The following is a 10,221-nucleotide window of genomic DNA, read 5'->3' as shown; positions in this document are numbered from 1 at the left end:
CACGCCCCTTGGGGGTGAGCGGGTGCGGCGACGCCCACACCGCGTCGTACAACGGCGCGAAGCCCCGCCACCGCAGCGCGGTGCGCAGCGCACGCACCCCGCGTCAGCCGGTACGAGCTGTACCGCCCCCGCCGACTGCCCTCCAGCACCCCCCGACGCGCCAGCCTGCTGATCGTCGTACGGGCGGCGCCGGCGGCCACGCCGAACTCCCCCAGCAACGCCACGATCGCCGCCGCGACAACCAAGTCCGACCCGGAAACGTGTAGTGCGGCAACCGCATTGGCCCACTGCCGTCGCCAGAGAAGAGCTCCTCGTGTTGAGACAAGTTCGCCAAGGCTGCTCCGACGCGTCGAATAGGGCGGTCCCACTGTAACGACCCGACCCAACGACCAGACATGACTCCTGACTGGCTTGGCGGACTGACAGTTCCGCGCCCGACCGGGCGACTGAGTGGAGCATGTTCCGGCCTCGGATGGGTCTCGCCCTGGCGGCCCGGTTCGTACGGATGGAGGGTGCCGCCAGCCGGTCGCGCGAGGTCTTCTCAGTGGATGTGGGACCCACCATTGACGTCGTATGTCGCACCGGTGAGGTAGCCCGACTCGGGCCGTGCCAGGAAGGCGATGACGTCGGCCGCGTCCTCGACATCGCCGATACGGCGTACCGGAACGTCCGCGATCACGGCGGCCCTGCGCTCCTCGTCCAGCTTCCCTTGCGTGATGTCGGTGTTGATCAGGCCCGGGGCCACGGCGTTGACCGTGACTCCGGAAGGGCCGAGTTCGCGGGCGAGGGCCCGGGCGAATCCCAGGAGTGCGGCCTTGGCCGCCGAGTAGGCCACTCCCCTCAACACCCCGACAGGTCTTGTCATGCGCATGACATACCAGTCTGGTAGCGCGACCGGGGTTCCGGATGCCGGCGGAGCGTCACCGCGGCGCTTCGTCCTCGCTCGTGCGGCAGGCGTCTTGACAACCTGGATCACAGAAGAAAAGCTGTTGCGTATAGAGATGCTGGTTGCTTCATCAGAAACCGGGGCATCCGCGGTCGAGAGGTTTCGCTCGCACCTCCCGCCACACTCACGCGCAGACAAGGGAGCCCGCTCGTGGCCATCTCCGTCTTCGACCTCTTCTCCATCGGCATAGGCCCGTCCAGTTCGCACACGGTCGGTCCCATGCGGGCCGCCCGCATGTTCGCCGACAGGCTGGAGAAGGAAGATCTGCTCGCGCGGACGGCGTCGGTACGAGCCGAGCTCTTCGGCTCGCTGGGGGCCACCGGCCACGGTCACGGCAGCCCCAAGGCCGTCCTGCTCGGCCTGGAGGGCAACGAGCCGCACACCGTGGACGTCGCCGTGGCCGAACGGGACGTCGAGCGGATCAGGGCGACGGGAAGGCTGCGGCTGCTGGGCCGCGAGCTCGGCGACACCCACGAGATCCGCTTCGACACGGAGCGGCAGTTGGTCCTGCACCGCCGCCGTTCCCTGCCGTACCACGCCAACGGCATGACGTTGTTCGCGTACGACGCCGAGGGGCTGGCCTTGCTGGAGGCCACCTACTACTCGGTCGGCGGCGGGTTCGTCGTCGACGAGGACGCCGTCGGTGCGGACCGGGTCAAGGTCGACGACACGGTGGTGAAGTACCCGTTCGGCAGCGGCGACGAGCTGCTGCGCCTGACCCAGGAGACGGGTCTGTCGATCTCGGCGCTGATGCTGGAGAACGAGCTGGCCTGGCGCACCGAGGAGGAGATCCGCGCGGGGCTGCTGGAGATCTGGCGGGTGATGCGGGAGTGCGTGGCACGCGGCCTGTCCTGTGAGGGGATCCTGCCGGGTGGGCTCAGGGTCCGCCGCCGTTCCACCGCCGTGGCCAAGGCGCTGCGGGCCGAGGGCGACCCGGCGGGGCGGGCGTTGGAGTGGGTGACCCTCTACGCCATGGCGGTCAACGAGGAGAACGCGGCCGGCGGCCGGGTGGTCACCGCTCCGACGAACGGCGCGGCCGGCATCATCCCGGCGGTCCTGCACTACTACGTCAACTTCGTGCACGGAGCCGACGACGACGCCGTGGTCCGGTTCCTGCTGGCGGCCGGCGCCATCGGCCTGCTGTTCAAGGAGAACGCGTCCATCTCCGGCGCCGAGGTCGGCTGCCAGGGCGAGGTCGGCTCCGCCTGCTCGATGGCGGCGGGCGCGCTGGCCGAGGTGCTCGGCGGCTCGCCGGAGCAGGTCGAGAACGCCGCGGAGATCGGCATGGAGCACAACCTCGGCCTGACCTGCGACCCGGTCGGCGGCCTGGTGCAGATCCCGTGCATCGAGCGCAACGGCATGGCGGCGGTCAAGGCCATCACCGCGGCCCGGATGGCCCTGCGGGGCGACGGCCGCCACCACGTCTCCCTGGACAAGGTCATCAAGACCATGAAGGAGACGGGCGCCGACATGAAGGTCAAGTACAAGGAGACGGCCCGCGGCGGGCTCGCCGTCAACGTCATCGAGTGCTGACGACGCGGCAGCCGAGATCTGGGGAGTTGTGCGTGGGACGGGTCACCGAGCGACGGCGCGTACTGCGCATCCGGGACGGGGCGGTGGGCAGCCGGCCGGACACCCTGGTCGCGGAGGAGCCGCTGGAGATCCGGCTGAACGGCAAGCCCCTCGCGATCACCATGCGCACGCCCGGCGACGACTTCGCGCTGGCCGCCGGGTTCCTGGTGAGCGAGGGCGTCCTCGGCCGGGCCGAGGAGCTGGCGAACATCGTGTACTGCGCGGGCGCGACAACTGACGGCTCCAACACGTACAACGTCGTCGACGTGCGGCTCGCGCCCGGCGTGGCGGTGCCGGACATCTCGCTCGAGCGGAATGTGTACACCACCTCCTCGTGCGGTCTGTGCGGCAAGGCGAGCCTGGACGCCGTGCGGACCACCGCCCGTTGGCCGATCGCCGACACTCCCCCGGTCCGGATCGCTCCCGACCTGCTGGCCGCCCTTCCCGACCGGCTGCGGGCCGCGCAGCGGGTGTTCGACCGCACCGGAGGGCTGCACGCCGCGGGGCTGTTCTCGGCGGAGGGGGAACTGCTGGACCTGCGTGAGGACGTGGGCCGTCACAACGCGGTCGACAAACTGATCGGGCGCGCGCTGCGGTCCGGCGCGCTGCCGCTGTCCCGGACCATCCTGCTGGTCTCCGGCCGCGCGTCCTTCGAGCTGGCGCAGAAGGCGGTCATGGCGGGCATCCCGGTGCTGGCCGCGGTCTCGGCGCCCTCCTCCCTCGCGGTGGACCTGGCGGCGGAGACCGGCCTCACGCTGGTCGGTTTCCTGCGCGGCAGCTCCATGAACGTGTACGCCGGCGAGCAGCGCATCGCCCTGAGGCCGCGAGGGAGTCACCCGGAGTGAGCCGTCGCCGCCCCCGCCGCGTCGCGATGTTCAGCGTGCACACCTCGCCCTTGCACCAGCCGGGCACCGGCGACGCGGGCGGCATGAACGTCTACATCGTCGAACTCGCCAAGTGCCTCGCCGCGATCGACATCGAGGTGGAGATCTTCACCCGGGCGACCTCCGCGGCGCTGCCGCCCACCGTCGAGCTCGCGCCCGGCGTGCTGGCGCGGCATGTGGTGGCCGGCCCCTACGAGGGTCTGGCCAAGGAGGAGCTGCCAGCGCGGCTGTGCGACTTCACGCACGGAGTGACGCGGGTCTGGGCCGGGCAGCGCCCCGGGTACTACGACGTCGTGCACTCGCACTACTGGCTGTCCGGACAGGTCGGCCGGCTCACCGCCGAACGCTGGCGCGTACCGCTCGTGCACGCCATGCACACCATGGCCCTGGTCAAGAACGCGTCCCTGGCCCAGGACGACACACCCGAACCCGAGTCCCGCGTGCTCGGGGAGACACGGGTCGTCCGGGGCGCACACCGGCTCATCGCCAACACGGCGAAGGAAGCGGACGAGTTGTGCCGCCACTACGACGCGGAACCCGGCAGGGTCGCTGTCGTGCACCCCGGCGTGAACCTGAACCGCTTCCGGCCCGATCCTCGCGGGGTCGAGGCCGGCCGGGCCGCGGCCCGGGCCAGGCTCGGGCTGCCGCCGGAGGCACTGATCCCGCTCTTCGTCGGCCGCATCCAGCCCCTCAAGGCTCCGGACATACTGCTGCGTGCGGTGGCCCGGCTGCTGGTGGAGCGGCCGCGGCTGCGTGAGCGGATCGTCGTGCCGGTCGTGGGCGGGCCGAGCGGCAGGGGCATGGCCAGGCCGGAGGAGTTGCAGAAGCTCGCCGCCCAGCTCGGCATCGGTGATGTGGTGCTGTTCCGTCCGCCGATGGATCAGGCGGAGCTCGCGGACTGGTACCGGGCGGCGACCGTGCTGGTCATGCCGTCCTACAGCGAGTCCTTCGGTCTGGTGGCCGCCGAGGCGCAGGCCTGCGGCACGCCGGTGATCGCGGCCGCGGTCGGCGGTCTGCCGGTGGCCGTTCGGGACGGAGTGAGCGGCGTGCTGGTGCCGGGGCACAGACCCGCGGACTACGCGCGGGCACTGCGCCGCTTCGCCGACGACCCGGCGCTCTCGGCCCGGATGGGCGCGGCCGCCGCCCGGCACGCCGAGTCGTTCGGCTGGGACGCGGCCGCCGCGGCCACGGCGGACGTGTACGCGGCGGCGATGCGCGAGCGTGCCTGACCGGCCGAATCCGGTTAATCCTGAGCGTGACTGACCGGCAGTCCGGTCAGCGCGCCGGTTCCAGCCGGACCACGATGGACTTGGACGTCGGCGTGTTGCTGACCTCCGCGGTGGAGTCCAGCGGTACGAGGACGTTGGTCTCTGGGAAGTAGGCGGCGCAGCAGCCACGCGGGGTGGGGTAGGCGACCGTTCGGAAGGCCGGTGCCCGGCGCTCGACCCCGTCGGAGAACTCGCTGACGATGTCGACCGGATCGCCCTCGGTCAGACCGTGCGCGGCGAGGTCGTCCGGGTGGACGAAGAGCACTCTGCGGCCCTGGTGGATGCCCCGGTAGCGGTCGTCCAGGCCGTAGATGGTGGTGTTGTACTGGTCGTGCGAACGGATGGTCTGCAGGAGCAGCCGCCCCTGCGGGACGCGCAGCACTTCCAGGGGGTTGACGGTGAAGTTGGCCAGTCCGGTCCTGGTGGGGAAGCGTCTCTCGTCGCGCGGCGGGTGGGGCAGGGCGAAGCCGCCCGGCCGGCGCACCCGGGCGTTGAAGTCCTCGAAGCCGGGGATCACCCGGGCGATCCTGTCCCGGATCAGGTCGTAGTCCGCTTCGAAGTCGGCCCAGGGCACCTGCGGACCGCCGCTGGCGAGGGCCGCGTTCGCCATCCGGCAGATGATCGCGACCTCGCTCAGCAAGGCGTCGGAGGCGGGCGCCAGCCGGCCGCGCGAGAGGTGCACCATCCCCATGGAGTCCTCCACCGTCACCCGTTGCTCCCCGGTGGGCCGCCGGTCGGCTTCGGTGCGGCCCAGGCAGGGCAGGATCAGCGCCTGGCGGCCGGCCACCGCGTGGGACCGGTTGAGCTTGGTGGAGATCTGCACCGTGAGCTCGCAGTTGCGCAGAGCTCGCTCGGTGAGTTCGGTGTCCGGAGCGGCGGAGACGAAGTTGCCGCCGAGCGCGACGAAGACCCGTACCTGTCCGTCCCGCATGGCCCGGATGCTCTCCACCGCGTCGTGGCCGTGGTGGCGCGGCGGCACGAAGCCGAACTCCGCGCCGAGCGCGTCGAGGAAGGCGGCGTCCGGCTTCTCGTGGATGCCCATGGTCCGGTCGCCCTGGACGTTGGAGTGCCCGCGCACGGGGCACAGACCCGCGCCGGGGCGTCCGATGTTTCCGCGCAGCAGCAGGAAGTTGACGACCTCGCGGATGGTCGGCACCGAGTGGCGGTGCTGGGTGAGGCCCATGGCCCAGCACACGACGATCTTCCGGGCGGACAGTACCTCCTGGAACGCCTCCCGGATCTCCCGCTCCGACAGCCCGGTCGCCTCCAGGACGTCGTCCCAGGAGGTCTTGCGGGCCTGGTCGGCGAACTCCTCGAAGCCGTGGGTGTGCGCGGTGATGAAGCCATGGTCGAGGACCGTGCCGGGAGCGTCGTCCTCCGCCTCCAGGAGCAGGCGGTTGAAGGCCTGGAAGAGGGCCTGGTCGCCGCCGAGCCTGATCTGCAGGAACAGGTCGGAGAGTTGCGTTCCCGCCCCCAGCACGCCGGAGGGCCGCTGGGGGTTCTTGAAACGCAACAGGCCCGCTTCGGGGAGGGGGTTCACCGTGATGACGCGGGCCCCCTTGTCCTTGGCCGTCTCGAGCGCCGAGAGCATCCGGGGGTGGTTGGTCCCCGGGTTCTGACCGACGACGAGGATCAGGTCGGCCTCGTACAGGTCCTCCAGCCGGACGCTGCCCTTGCCGATGCCGATGGTCTCGGTCAGGGCGGAGCCGCTCGACTCGTGGCACATGTTGGAGCAGTCCGGCAGGTTGTTGGTGCCGAGGAGCCGGACGAACAGCTGGTAGACGAAGGCGGCCTCGTTGCTCGCCCGGCCGGAGGTGTAGAAGGCGGCCTGGTCGGGTGAGTCGAGAGCGCCCAGCTCCCGGGCGATGACGGCGAACGCCTCGTCCCAGGAGATCTGCCGGTACCGGTCGCTGCCCGCCGGGCGGTACATGGGGTGGGTGAGGCGGCCCTGCTGACCGAGCCAGTAGTCGCTGCGTCCGGCCAGCTCCGCCAGGGTGTGCTCGGCGAAGAAGCCGGGGCCGACCCGGCGCAGGGTCGCCTCCTCGGCCACCGCTTTGGCGCCGTTCTCGCAGAACTCGGCACGGTGCCGGTGCTCGGGCTCGGGCCAGGCGCATCCCGGGCAGTCGAATCCCGTCTTCTGGTTGACGCTCAGCAGGGTCAGCAGGCTGCGGCGGACGCCCATCTGCGCGTGGGCGTGGCGCAGCGAGGACGTGACCGCAGGAACGCCCGCGGCGTAATCCTTCGGCGGGCCCACGCGCAGACGGGAGTCACCGGGGTCCTCGGCAGGTGCCTTGCGGGTCATCGCCTAGCTCTCCGCAAGGTTCGCGCGGGTACCGAGGCGGTCCTGAACCCAGTCGTGGAACTCGCCGATGTGGTGCTCGCTGGGCACGAGCACGCCGCCCTTGGCGTACAGCCGGGAGCTCATCGCGGGCTGGCAGCGCTCGCAGGCGTCGAAGTCCTGCCGGTTGACGCGGTCGAACAGCTCGACCGACCGGCTGACGTCCCGTCCGCTCTCCACCACGCCCTTCAGGTACAGCCAGTCGCACTCCACGATCGTGCGGTCGACCGCCACCGGAAACATCCGGTGGAAGATCACGTGGTCGGGGACCAGGTTGATGAACACCTGGGGGCGCACCGTGATCGCGTAGTACCGGCGGTCCTGCTCCTCGGAGACCGTGGGGATTCGGTCCAGGCCCTCCGAGCCGTCCACGGTGAAGCCCTGGACGTCCGAGCCGAACTCGGCGCCGTGTCCCACGTAGAACTGCGCCGCGTAGCCGTCGGCGAACTCCGGGAGGACCTCGGTCAGCTCGGGGTGGATGGTCGCGCAGTGGTAGCACTCCATGAAGTTCTCGATGATCAGCTTCCAGTTGGCCTTGACGTCGTAGACGATCCGTCGGCCGACCTCAAGGCTCTCGACGTCGTACCGCTCGATGGACTCCACGTCGCCCAGGCGCGCGACCACGTCCGCGATCACCGACTGCTCGAACGAGGGCGGGTTCTCGGCCAGGCACACCCACACATAGCCCAGCCACTCGCGTACCGCCACGCTCGCCAGGCCGTACTCGGTGCGGCCGATGTCCGGCATCTTGGTCAGGTTCGGGGCCGCCACGAGCTTGCCGTTGAGGTCGTACGTCCAGGCGTGGTACGGGCACTGGAAGGCCCGCTTCACCTCTCCGGACTCCTGCGTGCACAGCTTCGCGCCCCGGTGCCGGCACACGTTGAAGAAGGCCCGGACGGAGCCGTCCCGCGAGCGGGTCAGCAGGACGCTCTCCCGCCCGACGTCCACGGTCCGGAAGGCGCCCGGCTTCGACAGTTCCGACGAGCGTGCCGCGCAGAACCACATGGATTCAAAGATGTGCTCCTGCTCCAGGCGGAAGATCTCCGGGTCCGTGTAGTGGTCACCGGGGAGGGTCGCGATCAGGCTCTCCGGCAGGCCGGTCGTAGTCATGGTTCACCTCGAAGTGAAGCGCCTCGGGCGGGCGAGCGGTTGCCTCATGTGCAACGAGCTTCTTGTTACGCAACTCACGGTGCAGTCCACCCGAAGCCGTGTCAAGCCCTTGACCGCAGACCGTCGCAGCCAGGACCATGTTGCGTATCAGTCAGACTGTTGCGTAATGCGCACTTCTCTGGGAGGGCTCCGTGTCTCTTGGACCCACAACCGGCCGCGAGTTCGTCCTCACCCTGTCGTGCCCCGACCGCTCGGGCCTCGTCCACGCCGTCACCGGCTTCCTGGTCCGGCATTCCGGGAACATCCAGGAGAGCCAGCAGTTCGACGACCGGTTGCAGGACCGCTTCTTCATGCGGGTGCACTTCGACGTCTCGGACCCGGGCACGTCGCTGGAGGACCTGAAGTCCGGCTTCGCCCAGGTCGCGGAGGCGTACCGGATCTCCTGGCAGCTGTACGAGGCGTCGACGCCGACGCGCACGCTGATCATGGTGTCGAAGTTCGGGCACTGCCTGAACGACCTGCTCTTCCGCTGCCGCACCGGCGCGCTGAACATCGAGGTGCCGGCGATCGTCTCCAACCACCGGGACTTCGAGCCGCTCGCCGAGAGCTACGGGATCCCCTTCCACCACGTGCCCGTCACCCGGGAGACGAAGCCCGAGGCGGAGGCGCGGCTGCTGGAGCTCGTCGACGAGCTGGACATCGACCTGGTGGTCCTTGCCCGCTACATGCAGATCCTGTCGAACGACCTGTGCAAGCAGCTCGAAGGCCGGGCGATCAACATCCACCACTCTTTCCTGCCGAGCTTCAAGGGCGCCCGCCCCTACGTCCAGGCGTACGAGCGGGGCGTCAAGCTCGTGGGAGCGACGGCCCATTACGTCACTCCGGACCTCGACGAGGGGCCCATCATCGAGCAGGACGTCATCCGTGTGAACCACTCCCTGGGGCCCGACAGCATGGTCGCCCTGGGGCGCGACGTCGAGGCTCAGGTCCTGGCGCGGGCGGTGGAATGGCACAGCCAGAGCCGCATCATGGTCAACGGCAACCGTACGGTCGTCTTCCGCTGAGGAAAACGGCCTCCGAGGAAAATGACCTCCACCCCCTCACGCCTGTTGTCCATTTCACTTAGGGTTTCGCCATGAGCAACTACGGCGCTGACTCCGCAGGCGCTCCCAGTGGTGGAGTGCAATCCGTTGACCGTGCTGTCGCCGTGCTGGAGATCCTCGCCCAGCACGGCGAGGCGGGCGTGAGTGAAGTGGCCGCGGCGATCGACGTCCACAAGTCCACCGCTTTCCGTCTGCTCGGCGCGCTGGAAGCGCATGGGATGGTCGAGCAGGAGAGCGAACGCGGAAAGTACCGTCTCGGCTTCGGCGTCGTGCGCCTGGCCGGCGCCGTGACGGGCCGCATCGCCGTCACGAGACACGGCCGCGGGATCTGCGAGCGTCTCGTCGACGATGTGGGCGAGACGCTGAACATCGCCGTGCTCGAGTCCCCCTACGCGATCAACCTCTACCAGGTGCGCGGCTCGTCGGCCATCGCCGCGCAGAACTGGGTGGGACGGCTGACGCCGCTGCACTGCACGTCGAGCGGCAAGGTCCTCCTGGCCCACCTCGACCGCGAGGCCCGCGACGAGCTCCTCGCCGAGTCCGGCCTGCCCCGTCTGACACCGCGCACGGTGACCTCCAGGAAGAAACTGGAGGCGGATCTGTCCGAAGCCCGTGAGCAGGGCTACGCCATCACGCTGGAGGAATACGAGGAGGGCCTCAACGCCCTGTCCGCTCCCGTGCGTTCGGAGGACGGCGAGGTCGTCGCCGCCCTCAGCGCGTCGGGGCCGGCGTTCCGGCTGACCGACGAGCGGTTGCGCGAACTCGCACCGCTGATGCTCGCGGGAGCGGAAGAGCTCAGCCGCCGCCTCGGCTATACGGGTTGAGGCCCGGGAGGCCCGGCTCGGTCGCTGACCAGAACAGCCTCCTCATGACAAGCGGCGGGGGGGGGGGGGGGGGGGGGGGGGGCGGGGCCCCCCCCCCCCCCCCCCCCCCCCCCCCCCCCCCCCCCCCCCCCCCCCCCCCCCCCCCCCCCCCCCCCCCCCACCCCCGGCCCCCCCGC

9 protein-coding genes are annotated in these 10,221 nt (G+C 70.3%); 5 read left to right on the top strand and 4 right to left on the bottom strand.

Annotation, left to right across the window (positions count from 1 at the left end):
• Together ACIBNA_RS40600 and ACIBNA_RS40595 are read right to left on the bottom strand one after the other, a co-directional pair.
• A partial coding sequence (locus tag ACIBNA_RS40600) for a hypothetical protein (protein ID WP_399170328.1) occupies nt 1-97 on the bottom strand: 97 nt, incomplete at its 3' end.
• Between the two features lie 444 nt (nt 98-541).
• Nucleotides 542-865, bottom strand: coding sequence for an SDR family oxidoreductase (locus ACIBNA_RS40595; protein ID WP_399170321.1), 324 nt, complete (start codon nt 863-865; stop codon nt 542-544).
• Between the two features lie 231 nt (nt 866-1,096).
• On the opposite strand from ACIBNA_RS40595, the gene ACIBNA_RS40590 reads away from it, so the two are divergent.
• The 3 genes from ACIBNA_RS40590 to mshA are packed head-to-tail and all read left to right on the top strand — an operon-like array spanning nt 1,097 to nt 4,631.
• On the top strand, nt 1,097-2,479 hold the full coding sequence (locus tag ACIBNA_RS40590) for an L-serine ammonia-lyase (RefSeq protein ID WP_399170320.1): 1,383 nt from the start codon (nt 1,097-1,099) through the stop codon (nt 2,477-2,479).
• A gap of 32 nt (nt 2,480-2,511) precedes the next feature.
• Nucleotides 2,512-3,363, top strand: a complete 852-nt coding sequence (gene fdhD, locus ACIBNA_RS40585) for a formate dehydrogenase accessory sulfurtransferase FdhD (protein ID WP_399170319.1) — start codon at nt 2,512-2,514, stop codon at nt 3,361-3,363.
• 26 nt (nt 3,364-3,389) lie between these two features.
• Nucleotides 3,390-4,631: a D-inositol-3-phosphate glycosyltransferase gene (mshA, locus tag ACIBNA_RS40580; RefSeq protein ID WP_399170327.1), complete on the top strand. Its 1,242-nt coding sequence runs from the start codon at nt 3,390-3,392 to the stop codon at nt 4,629-4,631.
• Between the two features lie 46 nt (nt 4,632-4,677).
• Here mshA and ACIBNA_RS40575 read toward each other — a convergent pair whose 3' ends face one another.
• A complete protein-coding gene (locus tag ACIBNA_RS40575; RefSeq protein ID WP_399170318.1) occupies nt 4,678-6,972 on the bottom strand; it encodes an FdhF/YdeP family oxidoreductase in 2,295 nt (764 codons plus the stop codon).
• Nucleotides 6,973-6,975: 3 nt separating this feature from the next.
• A complete protein-coding gene (locus ACIBNA_RS40570) occupies nt 6,976-8,118 on the bottom strand; it encodes an aromatic ring-hydroxylating dioxygenase subunit alpha (protein ID WP_399170317.1) in 1,143 nt (380 codons plus the stop codon).
• 191 nt (nt 8,119-8,309) lie between these two features.
• Between ACIBNA_RS40570 and purU the strand changes: the two genes are divergently transcribed.
• Together purU and ACIBNA_RS40560 are read left to right on the top strand one after the other, a co-directional pair.
• Complete coding sequence (purU, locus tag ACIBNA_RS40565) at nt 8,310-9,182, top strand: formyltetrahydrofolate deformylase (protein WP_399170316.1); 873 nt, start codon at nt 8,310-8,312, stop codon at nt 9,180-9,182.
• Nucleotides 9,183-9,253: 71 nt separating this feature from the next.
• Nucleotides 9,254-10,045, top strand: coding sequence for an IclR family transcriptional regulator (locus tag ACIBNA_RS40560; RefSeq protein ID WP_399170315.1), 792 nt, complete (start codon nt 9,254-9,256; stop codon nt 10,043-10,045).
• Nucleotides 10,046-10,221: the final 176 nt, after the last annotated feature.

Source organism: Streptomyces sp. NPDC050164 (assembly GCF_044459945.1).
In the GTDB taxonomy this organism is placed as follows: domain Bacteria; phylum Actinomycetota; class Actinomycetes; order Streptomycetales; family Streptomycetaceae; genus Streptomyces; species Streptomyces coeruleorubidus_A.
This window is presented reverse-complemented; position numbering and strand designations above follow the sequence as displayed.

Bases quoted from the DNA above. Each gene is read 5' to 3' on its own strand.
- ACIBNA_RS40595 (WP_399170321.1), bottom strand. From the start codon at position 865: ATGACAAGACCTGTCGGGGTGTTGAGGGGAGTGGCCTACTCGGCGGCC.
- mshA (WP_399170327.1), top strand. From the start codon at position 3,390: ATGTTCAGCGTGCACACCTCGCCCTTGCACCAGCCGGGCACCGGCGAC.
- ACIBNA_RS40570 (WP_399170317.1), bottom strand. From the start codon at position 8,118: ATGACTACGACCGGCCTGCCGGAGAGCCTGATCGCGACCCTCCCCGGT.
- ACIBNA_RS40560 (WP_399170315.1), top strand. From the start codon at position 9,254: ATGAGCAACTACGGCGCTGACTCCGCAGGCGCTCCCAGTGGTGGAGTG.
- ACIBNA_RS40575 (WP_399170318.1), bottom strand. From the start codon at position 6,972: ATGACCCGCAAGGCACCTGCCGAGGACCCCGGTGACTCCCGTCTGCGC.